Below are 17,048 nucleotides of genomic sequence, written 5' to 3'. Positions count from 1 at the left end.
AAGCCTTTTTGAAAAGGGTATCATTGTAAAAATTTAATGAAGCGCCCCCTTATTGAAGCGTCCCCTAATGAAAGCTAAATTCAGCTTCAAAAAAAATACACCTTCTATAACTTTTTACAAAGTACAATTACGAAGTGCATCAACGCAATAAAAAAGCCGCAAACGCGAGGTTTACGACTTTGAGCGGCTAAAAACAGCACTTCGTTGTTTTTTTCTCTATATATGCTTAATACATACTTGCTTTTCGTCTATCAGCAAGCAAACGGTAGATTTGATCAAGCTGATTGGGTAATGGCCTGCCAACTTTCTAATAACTCGTTCAGCAGTTCTGCAACCGCTTGGGCAGGAACCACTTCTTTTTTGATGTTGGCTTCAATCAGCTGCTGATACATGTATTCATACAATGCTGCAAGACCTTCAGCAATCTCACCGCCTTGTTTTTCGTCTAACGACGTACGCAGCTCCAACAAAATATTTTGTGTTTTTATAAAGTATTCATGGGCTTTTGCTAGTTCTTGTTTTTCAATCGCTAACTGAGCCAATTTGATATTCTTGATTGCTGCCTGCAAAAGCATTTCAATCAATTTGTTAGGTGACGCGCTCATCACTTGATTCTTTAAGTAGTTGTTTTGCATTTTCTGATAATTCATCTTTTTATCCTCACTATAAATCAAATTCGACGAAGGCGGCATTGTCTTCTTGCTGCAAATACGTTTTGACAAGATTATTTTTGCGGTTCAAACGTCCTAATTCTTGTTTGATCTCTTGCTGCTGGGCTTTGACCTGGTCTAAGAACACTTGATACGCTTGGATCACTTGTTGCGCCAATACACTGGTTTGGGGACTATGGCTCTGTTCTTCTGCCTGCATGGCTGCTATGACCACTGCATTGGCTGCCATCAAACGACCGGCTTCTTCGCTGTCGCCATGCCATTTTGCAAAACTAGTTAAGATCTGATTCAAACGTTCATCTAATGATACGTGTGGCTCCATAGATTGTTTCCTTTCTTGTTGACGAGGGTTTCTTATGCGAATGAAAAAATGACTGCTTTAATCGTATATCTTGCCTAGTTTGACGTATTGGCAAACTGATTGCTTAGGTAACTCAGCTGATTTTCAGCCTCCATCATCACGGAGTCTAATTTGGTGAACATTGTGATGTAACGCTCTTTTTTCATTGCTAATATATCATCAAACCGTGTGATCTGCTTGTTTAAATCCTTGATGGTACTGTCATAGGTCGCAGATTTGGTGGCAATGATCCCTTTATTGGCTGAAGTATTGACGACATAGCTGTTGGCTAATTCTTTTAGCGCTAGTGTATAGCCGGTCTCTTTCGTACTCGCAGTGCCATCGGCTTCTTTGATTTTCGTACTTGCATAAAAGAAGGACTTCACAGCAGCGGGATCTTCCGCTAGGGCTTCTTTTAACTTTGTCGTATCCAGTCCCAATGTACCATCATTATCGACGGTGGAGATGCCTAGCTTACTAGCGGTCAGCTTTGAGCCGCTGACGGCTGGAATGGTGATCAAATTTCGCAATTGAGTCTGTAGACGGGTCAACGCACTGTCTCCCACCAAGGTCCCCGTCTTGTTGTTTTCACTACTAGGATCTCCCACGGTCAAATTATCATCGATAAAACTCATCAAGCTATTGTATTGATCCACTAATCCTTGCACTGCATCAACGACTTTCGAGGTATCATTGGCTAAAGAAAGCGTCACATGCTCCTCGCTTTTTTTAGCTAATGTCAGAGTGACACCATCGATAACATCCGTCACACTGTTACTGTCGCGAGTGATCTTCATGCCGTCTAGCTCAAAAATAGCCGGTTGGCCTTGCGTCGTTGTCGCAGTTGAACCGATCCCTAACCCTTCGGCGGCATTGCCGTCGATCAAGAAATTTTTGTCGCCCATTTTGGTATTCGTTAAAATCAAGCGGTTATCCACGATACTCGCCGCAACGAAGGTCGTCTTGCTTTGGCTATTAATCTTAGCTGCCACATCTTTTAAGCTGTCTTCAGCAGTGATCTCGATCGAAGCGGTGATCGGTTTGCCATTTTCATCTACTTCCGAACTGGTCAATGACAGCTGACCACTGACATTTAGAGCTGTTTTGCTGCTTTGAGCTACTTGACTCCCCGTCACCTTCGTGGCTGTTGCTAGTTGGTTGATTTTTAAATCATAGGTACCTTCTGGGGCTTCCGTTGTTCCTGCAATTGAAGCGATACTGCTATTGGTGGTCGTCGCTTTTTTCGTTTGATAAGCATCATCTTTTTGTAATGCATCGACTTTTGACAAAAAGTTCGTCAGGCGAGTGCTGATATCACTCCACGCCGTTTTTTGTGCTTTAAGCGACGTGATTTTGTTCTCAGCGCGGGTCTTATTGATCGCATCTGCCGCCAATAATTTTTCAATATCTTCTGAAGTCACGCCAGAATAACTCCCTAGCGTTGTACTGATTCCTGAACTGCTGGTTACACTTGCCATATTTTCATCCCTTTCGATCGACCGCGATCCCCATGTCATCCCATATTTTTCCAATCACATCTAGCATGTTGGCGGGTGGGATCTCTTTGATGACTTCGTTGGTCTGCATATCCACCAAACGCACCATCGTCCGCCCCGTGCGCTCATGCACTTCATAAGCCAATTTCATATCTTTGCCCAGTAGCAGCTGATTCACTTCATCCACGGAGACTCCGATCTTGTGCTGATCGGCTGCTGAAAAATAGTGGATCGGCGGTTCAGTTGCCACTGTCCGTTCCTTTTCCTCTGTTAATCCACGCCCTTTGCTTTGCGAGCGAAGGTTGGTGGCCTCTTGATCTACGGCTTCAATCGGCCGTGTCTTAGCGACCGACGCAACGGCTTCGATCGGGTGTATTCCTGAAATTGGCTGAATATCCATCAGAGCTTCCTCATTTCTAAGCGTTTTTGTGCTGCTATGTAAAACACAAGAACTGTGCTTCCCCTAGGCAGTCCTTGTGTCAGTAGTTCCTCTGATCAAAAAATTATCCTTGTAACAAGCTTAATACACTATTAGGCATTGAGTTTGCTTGTGCCAACATTGAAGTTGCTGCTTGAGAAAGGATGTTGCTCTTCGTAAAGCTCATCATTTCTTGCGCCATATCAACGTCACGGATACGTGAGTTTGCTTCAGATAGGTTTTCTTGCGTTGTACCTAAGTTGTTGATTGTGTGTTCTAGACGGTTTTGCGCCGCACCAAGATCCGCACGTTGTGCAGAAACTGCTTTGATCGCTTTATCGATTTTTGTGATTGGGTTGTTTTCAACGATGGCAGTTTCCGCTGCTGCTGCTGCTGCTTTGCCTTCATCAGAAGCGGTAAATGTTGCTAAAGCATCATCGTATGTTTTTTGAGCTGCTGCATCATCCGCTGCTGTACCGATGGCTGTTTGTAAATCGGCAGCTGTTTTACCAGCTGCCGCATCAACTTTGCCGTCCGCTGCATATTTTGTTGTTGTATCTGCTATGAAGGCAGCCGCTACTGCTTTATCTTTTGCTGCAGCAATTTCGCTTGTGGAAAATGCTTGTGTTAAATCTAAGCCTTTTACGTCCAAGACAGTTGAGCTCATGTTTTTGATTGAAACGCTCATTGTTTGGTTTGCGTTGGCACCGATTTGGAAAGTGAATGATTTCGCATCATTGCCTTCACCAGTTAACAAGCTTTTTGTATTGAATTCAGTGTTATTCCTGATACGGTCGATTTCATCAGACAATGCGGTGTATTCTTTGTTGATCGCACTGCGGTCGTCATCACTTAACGTACCGTTTGAACTTTGTACCGCAAGATCACGCATACGCCCTAAGATACTGTGGGTTTCATTTAATGCACCTTCTGCTGTTTGGATCAATGAGATACCATCTTGTGCGTTGCTTTTTGCTTGTGACAAACCGCCGATTTGGCCTTTCATTTTTTCAGAAATTGCTAAGCCAGCTGCATCGTCCCCAGCTTTGTTGATGCGTAAGCCTGAAGATAATTTAGACAAAGAATTGCTTTTAGAAGCGTTGGCTGCCGTTAGGCGTGAGTAAGTATTCAATGCTGAAACGTTTGTATTGATTCTCATGTGTAGTTCCTCCTAATTTTTATTCGCTAAGGTTTCCCTCTGCTACTATTTATCGGAAGAAACCATTCAGGATTAAGCCTTTTTTCTAAAAAAAAATAAAAAACTTTTGCTCTCAGCAAAGAACAAAAGTTTTCGGGTTAATTTAAGTAATCTAGAATGGACATCTGCATGATTTTTGTTCCCATCGCTAGTGTTGAACGATAGGCAGTCATTTGATTTTGATATTCCATATACTTTTCCGCAATATCGACGTCTTGTTTGTTGGACAGTGTTTCGGTCAAGTTCAGCTTTTCCGTCTCGTTTCGATCAGCTGCTGCCTCCAAGCGATTGTAGAGGGTGCCGATCTGCGCCCGTACATTCACCACATTAGTGGCATGCTGGTCATGAGCGGTTAAAAGCTCGCCCCCTAATGCATCTTTATCATCACTGCGCAACGCAGACAATAAATCATTGAAGTAGGTGCTTAAATTTTGGGGATCCGCAGCTGTACCCGTCTCGTTCATCAGACGATCACCGCTGGCTAACAGATCCACCGAGACCCCGTTTGCGATTTCTCGGGGCAAGTCTTCGCTAGAGCCATTGTATTTGATACCGACGATGGCGTCATTTTTTTTGACGATCTCAAAAGGCGCCGTCGTCGTATTCGTTCCGCTAAATAGATAGCGACCATCAAAGTTGGTATTTAATGATTCCACGATGCCTTCGATCTCTTGCTCGATCTCTGAACGATTTGCGCCTAATTCCTCACTGCCGGCTGTTGCATTGGCAGAAGATTGAACCAACGAGCGAATCCGCAGCATCGAGGTACTAACACTTTCTAAAGCAGAATCTTGAGCTTTTGTCCAAGAAATACTGTCTTTGATCGTATTGTTGTAAGTTTTGTTTTGATTTAACGACACATTAAGATCCATGATTTTTGAAACCAGCAGTGGATTATCCGAGGACTTGCTGACTTCTTTCAAGCTCGATAGCTGATTCAACGTGGATTGGACTTTGGAGGCGTTGGTTCCTAGATTTCGTAAAAAATCATTGTAGGTGATTGAATTGGAAATACGCATGGTCTACACTCCTGTTCGATTGATCAATGTGTCTAACATTTCAGAAACGACCGATAATATGCGGGCATTGGCCTGAAATCCTTGTTGGAAACGAATCACATCTGACATTTCTTCATTTAATGAAACCCCGGACACCGATTGATTTTTGTATTCTAGTTGATTCAGCAGTGACAATTGAGCACTGACCGTATTGTCGGCTTGCTGTTTTGAGATCCCGTTTTTGGTAACGATACTGTTAAAATAGCTGCTGACACTCATCCCGGATGCTGCATTAGCAAACGTCAATGTCTCAGGATCAAAAGAAGCGATCGTCTTTTCTGACAATGGGAAATCCAATTTGGCACTGCTGAGTTTCGCCATTGCAGCGGCTCTTGAACCATCTCCTGCTGTATTGCTCGTTCCGCCGGCCACCAGACTTGGGTTATCTAACAGTGCTTGGCTGACCCGAATCGTCGTGGCTGTACCAGTATCATCTTGGCCGATCTCAAATAGACCGCTAGTACGAGAAGCGCCGCTGGTAAAGACCATGTTCATGGCTTGCGCGATCGTCGTCGTAAAGTTGTTCAATTCCGTCAAGCGGCTGCCGATCTCACCAGATGATGCTTGCAGGCCGCCGATCGCGCCTTCTTTGATCGGCAATTCTGTATAGGCGGTGTCGCCATTGTCGGTGGTTTTCGTCAACAAGATGGTTCCAGCTGGATAAGATCCTGTAATGGTTTCAGCAGGATTCAAGGCGTTGCCGTCTTTGGAAACCAAGGCGCCTGTGTCGCTTTGTCCCACCACCACACTAAGGGTATTGCGTTCCTCAGCACTTAAAATCGTCTGTCCACTCATGGATACAAACCCACGGCCATATTGATCGGTCTTGGTTTCGATCCCTGCTAGACCCGAGAGATCTTTCAACAGACTGTCTCGACGATCTAAGAGATCATTGGGTGTTTCACCACTCGTCGTCAACCCATAGATCTGTTCATTCAAGGATTGCAGCTGTTTGACCTTCTCATTGAAGTCCAGCGCGGATTTTTCGATGGTATCCAGCGTATCGCTTTGCAACTGCGTCATTTGTTTGCCCATTTGGTTGATGGTATCGGCAAACGTACTGCTGTTTTCCAGCACGAGGGTCTTAGACGTATCCAGTTCAGGATTGTTGGCTAATGCGGTCCAAGAATCAAACATCGTTGCCAGCTGTTTGGACAGTCCATTGTCAGAAGGCTCATTCATTAAACTTTCCAGCTGTCCTAATATGTCTGCTTTTTGTTCGTAATATGTATAGGTAGAATTGGCATTGCGTACTTGTCCAATGACAAAATCATCGACGATCCGTTCGACACTGCCGACTTTCACACCCATACCGATGCTGCCGACGCCCGCTAAATGATAAGACGCTTCGGCTTGCAAGTTGACTCGTTGTCTTGAGTAGCCGTCTGTATTGGTATTTGCAATGTTGTGGCTGCTGGTTTGCAACGCTGCTTGATTGGCGGTCATGCCCCGGGTTGCGGTGCCTAATGAACCAAATAGTCCTGTCATAGAAGTACTCCTTACATTTTTTGATCGATGATCGCTGTTGAGACAGCTTGTTTTTCTTGGTATTTCGAATACGTATTTGCTGGTGTCTTGATATTTTCTTTGACTGCATCCATCAAAACGGTTTGGAAACTAATGGCTTGTTCCGTCAGCAGGAGATTCTCGGCTTGCTGCACTTGGATCTGGCGGATGAGTTCTTTGATCGCCGCTGAAAGAGTTCCTTCATACATGGAAAAAACGGGTACGAAGGCGGTTTTTTTCTCGACGAGTTCTGGTAATTTTTCTGCTTGATTTTTGATCAAGCAGGTCTTTTCTTTTTGCAGCAACCGCAAGAACTGCTGAAGCTGACGCTCAAATTCCCGCTCTGTCATCTAGTCGACCTGCTTTTCATCTTGCTGCAGCATTTTATCGGCGATCGTTTCGGCAGATACTTGGTAGGTGCCTTCTTTGATCGCTCGTTTCAATTCTGCCACTCGCTCACTGCGACTGGCTGTTTGATTGGCACTCTTTTGAATGGCTTGAGCTGTTTCGGACAATTGAACATCGACGGTTTTTTCTGTCTGAGGAGCAGTTGGCTTTTCTTGTTTGACCGCATCGCGTTTGATGGCCTTGTCGCTGTATTCTGCGTAACCTCTTTCGATTTTCATAGGTTCTCCTCCGTTCTCATTCTTCTACCCTCTACTATCGGTCAAATCACAAAAAAGTTAAACCCATATGTTTAACTTTTTGCGATTTCTTCAAGTTAATGCAAATTGTGAATGCGTTGTTTTTGCGAAAGAATGTTGGTGATCCGTACGCCGAAGTTTTCATTGATGACCACGACTTCCCCAGTGGCGATCAGTTTGCCGTTCAACAAAATCTCTAGCGGTTCATCCGTCAGTTTTTCCAGCTCGATGACGGAGCCCGTATTGAAAGATAAAATGTCCTTAATGGTTTTTTTGCTGCGGCCTAACACGACACTTAGATCCAATGGCACATCAAGGATCAAGTCCAAATTATCCCCATCGTTCACTCCGCTGGAGGCCAATGTTTGAAATGCCGGTTTGCTGACCTCCACGGGCTTTGATGCAGCCTCTGGTTCTGGCTTAGGTGCAGCAACGGGTGCTGTTGGCTGCGGTGTTGGTGTTTCCCGAGTAACGACAGTCGCTTCATCGGACAGCATCGCACTGGCGATATCGTTGACCACAGGATCCGTAAAGATCTGCATGATTTTGCTTTCGATCAGACCTTCGACGCGCAAAGAAAATGAGATACAGTAAATCTCTTCCTCTGCCTCGATCCCGCTATACTCAATGTTTTCTGGTGTCTCCCATAGTTTGACGATCGGCGGCAAGATATCCACTTTGCGGCTGATCATCGTCGCCATCGAAGTCGAGGCAGTCCCAATCATTTGGTTCATGGCTTCTGCCACGGCGCTTAGCTCTAATTCCGTAAATTGGGTGTTGGTGGGTTCACCAGTTCCCCCCATCATCAAATCAGCGATCACGATGGCATCTTTGACTTCTAACAGCATCAAATTACTGCCTAAAAGGCCTTCTTTAAATTCAACTGTCGTTGCTACTTTTGGTGCAACGAGGTCGTTTAAGATCTCACCAAATTTGATTTTAGACACCCGGGGAGTCGTGATACTGACCCGAAGATCAAGAATGGAAGACAACGTCGTCGCCGCTTGCGACATGGAGATATTTCCAACTTCGCCAATAATGTCGACTTTGACTTGCTCTTCTAATCCTTGCGGCTGGGCTGGGGCACTTTGATTCAACAATGCATCGATTTCTGCTTGGGATAAACGTTCACTCATAGTTTTTGCTCCTCTTCTAACTTGTCTAATAACTCAATGGCTAAACGGTCCTCTTGCTTCCCAGGTTTTGCCCGGAAGTAAGGTTTTCCATCGATGAAGGTCTCTAATGGTTCAGTAATTTTTTTGTCTAGTTTGATGACATCGCCTTCTTCTAGGTGGAGAAACTCAGAAAGACTCATTTGAGCATGGCCCAGCAGAACTTCTAAATTCAAGCCGACCCCATTCAAACTTTTTTGCAACTCGCGGCTATCGTCTTGGTTGACTGGCTGATTGCTATCAAACCAATTGCGGAAACTTAATTTATCAATGATCCCTTCAAAGAAGACGTACGGGATACATAGATTGATGAAATGTTTCACTTCAAAAATTTTGATAGTAAAGGTCACTAATACGACGGGTTCGTTCGGCGACATGTTTTGCATCAATTGCGGATTCGTATCGATTCCATCCAAAACCGAATCCAAGGCAACGATGTCCTTCCAAACATTTTGGTAGACCCGTACAAATTGTGCCACCACTTCTTCCAAGATCGCTGTTTCAATATCAGTAAAACTTTTTTTCTCGCTAAAATCCATTTCGATCGGCTTGTTTTGATAAACATCTAAACCGCCGCACAACAATTCTACCAACATCATGCACAGTTGTGGGTTCATCTCGATCATCTGGATCCCGCTCAAAGGCTGCGAATGAAAGAGCCCCAATAAAGTAAATTTTGGTATCGAATGGATAAATTCGTCATAACTGACTTGTTCGATAGCTGCCAACTGCAAAGAAACATTGGTCCGCAGTTGGGTAGAAAGCATGCTGCTGCTCATCTTCGAGAAATCCTCGAAGATCATGTGCAGGGTATTGACGTACTCTTTCGACAGCTTTGTTGGTCGGCGAAAATCGTAGGCTTTCACTTTGGCTTGTTTGTCTTCTATCTCAATAATTTCTTGATCGATCTCTCCGCTGCTCATCGCATTCAACAATAAATCAATCTCTTGCTGCGTCAATACCTGATCCACACTAATCCCCCATTTTTTTAAAAAATCATGTAATCGATTTGAATCACACTGGCTACTTTTTCACCGATCGTCACGACTCCAACGGCATGTTCTGTCTCTTGATTGTCTAGTTGGATATCCTCTTCGGTGATATCAAGAACTTCAATTACTTCTTCTACGAGGACCCCTTTGGTTTCCTCTTGCTTCTTCATGATCAATATATTTTTTTCGTAGGCTGGTTCCATAATCGGAATCAGTTTTGCCAAACGAATCACCGTTACGACAGACCCCCGCAGGTTGATCAACCCTTCTACCCACTCAGGTGCTAAGGGCACCTTCGTAAAGGAAGGAGCATCAATGACCTCGTCCACCGAGTCCGCCGAAATCAAATAGTACTGCTGGGCCATTTTGAAAAGTATCATCTGCATGTCGCTATCCTCCTAGGCATTAGGCAAAGGCTTTATCAATGGCAGTGATTACGCGGTCCGTGTCAAAGGGCTTCACGATAAAGTCCACCGCACCGGCGCGAATTGCATCCATCACCATTCCTTGTTGTCCCATGGCACTGCACATCACGACTTTCGCCTGCGCATCAAACGTGCGGATCATTTTTAACGCCTCTAAGCCGTCCACTTCCGGCATCGTGATATCCATGGTCACTAAGTCCGGTGTCGTTGCTTGGTATTTTTCAAAAGCCTCTTGGCCATTTTGGGCTTCCCCCACGACTTCATAGCCGTTTTTTTCTAAAATATCCTTTAATTTCATGCGCATAAATACCGCATCATCCACGATCAATACTTTTTTTGACATTGTATTTGCCCCTTTCAAATTCCTAATGAATCAAATATGTTTTCTAGTACACCGATTTCTGGAATCAAAAATAACGATGCCTCTAATGTTTCTTTGGCATAGACGAACTCATTACGGATTACCATCACCTGCTCATCATACTGGGCCATTGCCAAATAGATGGAACTGATCGCTGCGCCAAAGAAATCATAGCTGGCACTTGGTAAAGACGCACTCAGCTGTGTTTCCAACAGTTGCCCGATCGCGATCAAAAAAGAATTGGTGAGGATGTTGGTCAACTCATTGATGACTGATTGCTTCAACTCTTCTGACGGATCGCTTTCTTGGATCATCAACTGACGCAATTTTGCGGCGGATTCATCCGTTAAGACAAACAAGAAGATCCCCCGAAACGCCCCTTCGATTTGACTTATCACCACATGTACTTCTTTGTCTTCCGCCATGATCTGCTGATACAAATCCTCATAAGCTAGAATCTCGACTTCCGGTACCCGCATATCGATCGGTTGTTGGAGGAGCTTTGATAAACTAGTCGCAGCGTGGCCACCGCCGATATTGATCAGTTCTTTTAGTCCATCGATCTGCAGCGCTGTATAACTCATAAGCGGTCATCCTTTTTTTTCTGACAGATCGCATGAATGTCTAAGATCAGTGCGATCGAGCCGTTACCCATAATCGTTGCTCCTTGATAGCGATTCAGCTTTTGCAGCAGCGGATCGATTTTCTTGATGACGATCTCTTGTTGGCCGATCAATTCATCTGCCAAAATACCGTGAAATTGTTGGTCATTGTTGACGATAATTGCGAATTTTTTCTCAGATAGGTCGCCTTCGATCGCTAAGAGTTGATCGGTCCGAATCAACGGAATCAACTCTTCTTGAAAACGATAGACCTCATCTGAGACCGTCTGAATGATCTCTTCTTCTTTGATCATCACCACGCGTTCGACTAGATTTAATGGGATCGCAAAGGTTTCTTCGCCGACGCGAACCATCAATGCTTGAATGATCGACAGGGTCAATGGCAATTTGATCACAAACTGCGTGCCTTTATTCGGCTGACTCTTCATCTCGATAGTTCCCCCTAGTTGGGTAATCTTCGATTGCACGGCATCCATCCCGACACCGCGCCCAGAAATATTGGTCACTTCTTGGGCTGTTGAAAAACCGGGGTGGAAGATCAGCTGCTGCAACGCTTCATCGGAAAGGCCTGCCGTGGCTAAGCCTTTCTTTTCAGCACTTGCTTTGATTACTTGTGGATCAAGGCCTTTGCCATCATCCTCTAATGTAATGATCACGCGATTACCTTCTTGGTAGGCCGCCAAACGAATCGTGCCCTTGCGAGGTTTGCCCAGTTTTTCCCGAACGTTGGGTGCTTCGATGCCGTGATCGGCAGAATTACGCAACAGATGGACCAGGGGTTCGCTCAACTCAGAAACCACTGTTTTATCCAATTCCGTTTCTTCCCCAAAAATGACAAGTTCCATTTCTTTTTGCAGTTCATTGGATAAGTCCCTAACCATTCTTGGAAAGCGGCTGAAGACGACATTGACTTGCTGCATGCGGATCCGCAAGACCAAATCTTGCAGCTCAGAAGTCAATCGTGAAACTTGTTCTAAGGGGTCTTTGACTGCTTCGATGTTTTCCCGCTCACTGACATCTTCTAATTGATTGCGATAGACCACCAATTCGGATACGAGATCCAAGAATGAATCTAAGCGATTCAAGTCGACTCGGATTGATTGATTTTGGGCAGACGCATGATGTGCTAGCGCCGGTGATTTTTCTTTCGTTTCTGTTTTCGCTTGTTGGAGAGCAGGAGTTTCTGACTCTTGGGCCGACGCTGGCTGAAGCAGCTCTTCTGCCTCTTCCAACACAGCGGCTGATGGATCAAAAGGTGCCACCACGAAGGCTTCGATCTCACTATTGCTGGCGATGTTTTGCTCAACATCAGCTAGTGTCTGCTGTGTCAAATACAGCAGCGAGAAATCCGATTCAAAGGTGCCTTCTTCGAGTGTTTGGGCATCTGGTTCTGCATAGAGAACATCCCCTGTTTGACCAAGCTTTTCCATGATCAAAAAGGCACGAGCGCCTTTTAACATGGATTGGGCATCTAAGCGAACAGCAATTTGAACGGCTTGATAGCCATCTCCAGCCGCTTGCTCGATCACGTACAGATCAGAAGGATCGATCTGTTGAAACTGTGGGTTTAATGCGCCCGCTGCTGTAGGTTTTTGACTTGCTTCTGTCTCGGTTGGTAGGCCGCCAGAATGTTCCGTTTGGTCAAGTTCGGCCAATAAATCGGCAATTTGAGCTGGCTGCAGGTCACGTTCTTCCCGCAGATCCTCCACAAGTTCTGACAAGCGATCCAAACATTTGAAAATCAATGAGATCGATTGCTGGGTCACTTGCAAGGTCCCTGTTTTAAACAACTCAAAAATATTTTCCATTTTATGGGTCAGCTGCGTCATGACGTCATAGCCCATCGTTGCCGCCATCCCTTTAAGGGTATGGGCAGAACGGAAAATATCATTCAGCAAGGCGCTGTCTTGTGGATCGTTTTCCAATTGCAAGACATGATCATTCAACTGTGCTAAATGATCGTCTGTTTCTTCAAAGAAAAGGGTACGATAGACACTATTGTCATCCAAATGGGTCCCTCCTTTACAAAATTATACTTTTTGATAGATAAACGAATCGATTTTCTTGAGACCGAATTGTTCCGCGAAATTGATCGTTTCTGTCGCTCCCGTAAACAAAATGCCCCCTGGGACCAATGCATCACTGAATTTTTGATAGACGGCATCCCGAGCGTCACTTTTGAAATAGATCGTCACATTGCGACAAACGATCACATCAAAAGGTCCATTGTACGGGTCTTTCAAAAGATCGTGTTGCTTAAAATGAACCCGCCGTTTGATTTCTGTCTTGATCTGAAACTGGTTCTTTTCTATTGCATCAAAAAAACGGGTACGTTCTGCCGCTGAGACATTCCGCAATTCGTGCTCTCGATAGAGTCCTTGCTTGGCTTTTGCCAAAATTTGCATATCGATATCGGTGGCCAAGACATTGGCTGCAGCAATTTGGTTTTTTTCTAGCAGCATAGCGATCGTATAGGGTTCTGCCCCAATCGAACATGCGGCACTCCAAATTTTTGGCAGCGTGGTTTTCGGGAGAACAATGGTTTTCAAGATGCGTTCAAAGGCGTCAAATAGTTCTTTGTTGCGGTAAAATTCCGTTACGTTAATGGTGATATGGGCTAAAAAAGCTGCCCGCACCCCTTCATCTCCTTCGATCAATTGCTGGTATTCCCTCAACGTTTTTGCCCCGCTGTTTTCCATGATCGTAAGGATGCGGCGCTGCATTTGATTTTCTTTGTATGCGGCTAATGGAATCCCTAACCGGCGATCCACCCATGCATTAAATAAGGCAAATTCTTCTTCCATCTTCTTCACCCGACCATCTGTGCAATTTTTGCTTCAATATCCTGCAATGGCAGGACTTCATCAACGACTCCTTGTTCAATGGCATACCGCGGCATCCCAAAAACTGTACACGTTTCTTTGTCTTGAACGATCGTATAGCCCCCAGCCGTTTGGATCTGTCGTAAACCAGCGGTGCCGTCTTTCCCCATCCCCGTTAAAACGACCGCCGCTAGTTGCGCACCATAGTAATCGGCTGCTGAGGAAAAAAGATAATCGACGGTTGGGCGCGTCCCATGCCGTTTTTCTCGCTGGTCCAGTTGCAAATGTCCTTGTTGGATCGTCATGTGGTAATCCCCCGGGCAAAGATACACTTGATTTTCAATCCGCATGCCGTCGATTGCTTCTTGTACTCGGACGGTTGTCTCTGTGTCTAATCGCTTCGCAAAGGAAGCCGTAAATCCCGCTGGCATATGTTGAACGATCAAAATTGGGCAGCGCAGATGCGCGGGCAAGCGACGGATAATGCCCAGTAAGGCACGCGGGCCGCCTGTTGAAGCGCCAATGACCAGAGCGTCAAGATGAGACGACAAGCTGTTTTGCGTCAGCTTAGTGGGTTGGGCAGCCGTTGGCACCAGTGCTTGAGCTGTGCCGGCTTCATGATCCATCGCTAAAATCTTTTGATGAAATTCAGCGATCCATTCTTTTTCGATCATCGATAGACTGACTGGTTTTTCGACAAAATCTCGTGCGCCAAGCGCTAACGCCTCAATCGTGGTTTCTTGGTTGGTTAATGAGCTAAGCATGATGACCGGAATGGCTGATTGCTGTTTCATCTTCCGCAAGGTCTCTAATCCGTTCATCACTGGCATCTCCACATCCATTACCACCAAATCGATCGCTTCTTTGGTCAAATAATCCAATGCTTGTTTGCCATTGCGGGCAGCGACGGTCACCTCGATATCCGGCAACTGATTCAATAAATCTGTCACTACTTTCCGCATGAATGCCGAATCATCGACGATCATTACTTTTTTCATATCCCTGTACTCCTTTTACAAATAAACGATTTCTTGTTTGACTTGCCGAACCATGGTTTTGAAATCCTGAAGGTCTACGACCATGGTTCGACCAGCGCTGCCGCCCACATGTTTGGCCACGATCGGAATGTTTAGCTGATCCAAGACTTCCTCGACGGCTTCAATGTTACGCTGACCAATATTGCTGGCAGCATTAAGGGTCTGGAACTGAAACATATTGGCGCCGCCAACGATTTTCGCTTGAAAGCGAGGCCGGCGGATCTTTAGTTTCAACTCGGCGACCATCGCCGGCAATGCCAAGTCCGCAAACTTCTCGGGCTTGATTTCCCGCTTGTGCAAAAAAGGCTGACTATCTGGCAGCATAATATGACTCAAGCCGCCAATATGACTGGCTTCGTCGTAAATGATCGTGCCGATGCAAGAACCTAAGCCCACCGTGATCAAACGAGTTGGCGCTTGGGCGATCTTATACTCCGAGATCCCCACATGCAGTTCCTCATTCACGGTCATCATTGTCATCGTCATTGGCGGCTGCCAATTTCTCTGTCTGATAGGCGCCTAACTCATCCTTCATCTCTGCCGCTTGTTCATAGCTGAAGAGAAACGGCAGCTCCAATGCCAGTACAAGTTCATCATCTTTTTTCAGAAAGGCTTCGATATAGTTTTGCTTAAGTCCTGACGTATTTAATTCCGCATTGCTGGGACTTTCGGCTAAGGGTAGAATGCCGACGATCTCTTCCACGTAAAGACCGATCGCCTGTTCTTGCCAGTGACACAACAAGACCACATTTTGTCCGGTTTCCGGCGTAAATTCATCAAACAGCTTTTTGCGGATGTCAATGATCGGAACCATCGCCTCTTCAATGGGTTGAATACCCAGAACAAAATCCGCCACTTCTGGCAGCTGTGTGAAAGAGGCAGCCTCAATGACCCTTACCACATAATCGATCCGCAAGGCAAAGTGTTGTTGATGACTTTTAAATACAACGTATTGTTCCATTAGCGTCACCGCTCCTTTTTAGAATTTGAAACTATCCACTTGGAATTTAAGAATATTAGCGATTGTCTCAATTTCTTGTACATTCTGTTCAAAATTTTCGATGACCAAGTAGAAGTCCTCTAGGTTTGCGGTTACTTCTTGCGTCCCAGCAGAGGTCTCAGAAACGGCAGCAGAAATATTGCTGACAGAAACATGAACCATGTCTTTTTTTTCAACGATCCCGATAATATGGGATTCAACTGTTTGGATACTTGAAACCAATTTTTCGACAATGTCAGAGATCTCATTAGCGGACTCGATGGCTTTGTTAATATTGTTGGTCTGTCTTTCGCCGCTTTCAAAGGAATCCGTCACTGCAGAGACCACTTTTTCCGATTTTTTGCGGATCGTTTCAATGATCGAACGAATGCTCTTCGTTGATTGACTGCTTTGTTCCGCTAAACTGCGGACTTCTTCTGCAACAATGGCAAACCCCCGGCCCGCTTCCCCGGCCCGAGCTGCTTCGATGGATGCATTCAATGCCAGTAAGTTGGTCTGGTCAGAAATATCATTGATCAGCTGAACAATTTTTCCGATACTTTGGACATCTTCATTCATGTCGTTCATGCTTTCCACTAATTCTGCTTGGTTTTGCCGTTCGATCTCCCAACTTTCAAACACATGGAACATCATTTCTGAATTGTGGACATTACTGCTTTGGGATTGACCGACATACCCGTTCATCAATTCGATCTCTTTGTGGATCTCTTCGATACTTAAGGCTAATTCGTCCATATCAAAGGAGGTTTGTTCCGCTTCGGAGGCTTGTGAACTAGTAGCATCTGCGATGGCGTTCATCGTCTGACGCACATTTTCAATTGAATTTTTGGCATTTTTTGAGGTTGTCGTTAGACCGCCTACCATTTTTTCCATCCGGCTACTTTCTTCATGCATGCCAACGATCACCGCTTTGAAGGTGTTTAAAACCCCTTGAAAACGATTTTGAACTTGCCCAAAAAGGGAGATTTGGTCGCTGCTGCCGATCTCATCGATATGGGATAGATCGCCAGAACCGACTGCTTCTAGTTCTGCCAACAACGTATCCATGCCTGAATGGGTCTCTTTTTTTGCTAGATAGGTCATTCCTACTAACACTGCAATTTCTAGTAGCAGTACGATCACTGAAAAAATAAAGAAACTTTTTGCTGCTTGTCCGTCTCCGTGGGTGCGGATCACGAAGAAATAGCATCCTAATAATACGATCAGGGTAAATCCTAGCGGAATCAACACCGCTAAGCGGATTTTTTTGATGATAGCTTGTACCTTCTTCTTCATAACAGTATCC

General features: G+C 45.1%; 20 protein-coding genes. All 20 read right to left on the bottom strand.

What is annotated here, in order from left to right; genetic code table 11:
- Positions 1–275: 275 nt before the first annotated feature.
- Positions 276–650, bottom strand: a complete 375-nt coding sequence (gene fliS / locus EGX73_RS06275; protein WP_172956414.1) for a flagellar export chaperone FliS — start codon at positions 648–650, stop codon at positions 276–278.
- A gap of 13 nt (positions 651–663) precedes the next feature.
- Entirely contained in the window at positions 664–993 is a 330-nt protein-coding gene (locus EGX73_RS06270; protein ID WP_003129096.1) for a hypothetical protein, read from the bottom strand.
- 74 nt (positions 994–1,067) lie between these two features.
- A complete protein-coding gene (gene fliD / locus EGX73_RS06265) occupies positions 1,068–2,489 on the bottom strand; it encodes a flagellar filament capping protein FliD (RefSeq protein ID WP_003129095.1) in 1,422 nt (473 codons plus the stop codon).
- A gap of 4 nt (positions 2,490–2,493) precedes the next feature.
- Positions 2,494–2,907 (bottom strand): flagellar protein FlaG, encoded by a 414-nt coding sequence (locus EGX73_RS06260; protein ID WP_003129094.1) that lies wholly within the window; start codon positions 2,905–2,907, stop codon positions 2,494–2,496.
- 103 nt (positions 2,908–3,010) lie between these two features.
- A complete protein-coding gene (locus EGX73_RS06255) occupies positions 3,011–4,084 on the bottom strand; it encodes a flagellin (RefSeq protein WP_123866824.1) in 1,074 nt (357 codons plus the stop codon).
- Between the two features lie 137 nt (positions 4,085–4,221).
- Positions 4,222–5,142: a flagellar hook-associated protein FlgL gene (flgL, locus tag EGX73_RS06250; protein WP_003129092.1), complete on the bottom strand. Its 921-nt coding sequence runs from the start codon at positions 5,140–5,142 to the stop codon at positions 4,222–4,224.
- A gap of 3 nt (positions 5,143–5,145) precedes the next feature.
- Positions 5,146–6,669 carry a flagellar hook-associated protein FlgK gene (flgK, locus tag EGX73_RS06245; RefSeq protein ID WP_003129091.1) on the bottom strand — a complete coding sequence of 508 codons (1,524 nt, stop codon included), beginning with the start codon at positions 6,667–6,669 and terminating at the stop codon, positions 5,146–5,148.
- A gap of 11 nt (positions 6,670–6,680) precedes the next feature.
- Positions 6,681–7,037 (bottom strand): hypothetical protein, encoded by a 357-nt coding sequence (locus tag EGX73_RS06240; RefSeq protein ID WP_003129090.1) that lies wholly within the window; start codon positions 7,035–7,037, stop codon positions 6,681–6,683.
- Positions 7,038–7,313, bottom strand: coding sequence for a flagellar biosynthesis anti-sigma factor FlgM (gene flgM / locus EGX73_RS06235; protein WP_005472958.1), 276 nt, complete (start codon positions 7,311–7,313; stop codon positions 7,038–7,040). It abuts the gene before it with no gap.
- Positions 7,314–7,408: 95 nt separating this feature from the next.
- Positions 7,409–8,467, bottom strand: coding sequence for a flagellar motor switch phosphatase FliY (fliY, locus tag EGX73_RS06230; protein WP_003129088.1), 1,059 nt, complete (start codon positions 8,465–8,467; stop codon positions 7,409–7,411).
- On the bottom strand, positions 8,464–9,474 hold the full coding sequence (gene fliM / locus EGX73_RS06225; RefSeq protein WP_005472959.1) for a flagellar motor switch protein FliM: 1,011 nt from the start codon (positions 9,472–9,474) through the stop codon (positions 8,464–8,466). Before fliM ends, fliY begins: the two co-directional genes overlap by 4 nt.
- 17 nt (positions 9,475–9,491) lie before the next feature.
- Complete coding sequence (locus EGX73_RS06220) at positions 9,492–9,881, bottom strand: chemotaxis protein CheW (protein ID WP_003129085.1); 390 nt, start codon at positions 9,879–9,881, stop codon at positions 9,492–9,494.
- A gap of 19 nt (positions 9,882–9,900) precedes the next feature.
- Positions 9,901–10,263 carry a response regulator gene (locus tag EGX73_RS06215; protein WP_003129084.1) on the bottom strand — a complete coding sequence of 121 codons (363 nt, stop codon included), beginning with the start codon at positions 10,261–10,263 and terminating at the stop codon, positions 9,901–9,903.
- 14 nt (positions 10,264–10,277) lie between these two features.
- On the bottom strand, positions 10,278–10,865 hold the full coding sequence (locus EGX73_RS06210) for a chemotaxis protein CheC (RefSeq protein WP_003129083.1): 588 nt from the start codon (positions 10,863–10,865) through the stop codon (positions 10,278–10,280).
- On the bottom strand, positions 10,862–12,913 hold the full coding sequence (locus EGX73_RS06205; RefSeq protein WP_003129082.1) for a chemotaxis protein CheA: 2,052 nt from the start codon (positions 12,911–12,913) through the stop codon (positions 10,862–10,864). Before EGX73_RS06205 ends, EGX73_RS06210 begins: the two co-directional genes overlap by 4 nt.
- 21 nt (positions 12,914–12,934) lie before the next feature.
- Positions 12,935–13,708 (bottom strand): protein-glutamate O-methyltransferase CheR, encoded by a 774-nt coding sequence (locus EGX73_RS06200; protein ID WP_003129081.1) that lies wholly within the window; start codon positions 13,706–13,708, stop codon positions 12,935–12,937.
- Positions 13,709–13,713: 5 nt separating this feature from the next.
- Positions 13,714–14,724 (bottom strand): chemotaxis response regulator protein-glutamate methylesterase, encoded by a 1,011-nt coding sequence (locus tag EGX73_RS06195; RefSeq protein WP_003129080.1) that lies wholly within the window; start codon positions 14,722–14,724, stop codon positions 13,714–13,716.
- Between the two features lie 15 nt (positions 14,725–14,739).
- Complete coding sequence (locus tag EGX73_RS06190) at positions 14,740–15,249, bottom strand: chemotaxis protein CheD (RefSeq protein ID WP_003129079.1); 510 nt, start codon at positions 15,247–15,249, stop codon at positions 14,740–14,742.
- The gene (locus EGX73_RS06185; RefSeq protein ID WP_005472965.1) at positions 15,221–15,724 is read right to left on the bottom strand and encodes a chemotaxis protein CheW; all 504 of its coding nucleotides are present in this window, start codon (positions 15,722–15,724) and stop codon (positions 15,221–15,223) included. Before EGX73_RS06185 ends, EGX73_RS06190 begins: the two co-directional genes overlap by 29 nt.
- 18 nt (positions 15,725–15,742) lie before the next feature.
- A complete protein-coding gene (locus EGX73_RS06180; protein WP_005472966.1) occupies positions 15,743–17,038 on the bottom strand; it encodes a methyl-accepting chemotaxis protein in 1,296 nt (431 codons plus the stop codon).
- Positions 17,039–17,048 lie beyond the last annotated feature (10 nt).

The organism is Enterococcus sp. FDAARGOS_553 (assembly GCF_003812305.1).
GTDB lineage: Bacteria > Bacillota > Bacilli > Lactobacillales > Enterococcaceae > Enterococcus_D > Enterococcus_D gallinarum.
This window is presented reverse-complemented; position numbering and strand designations above follow the sequence as displayed.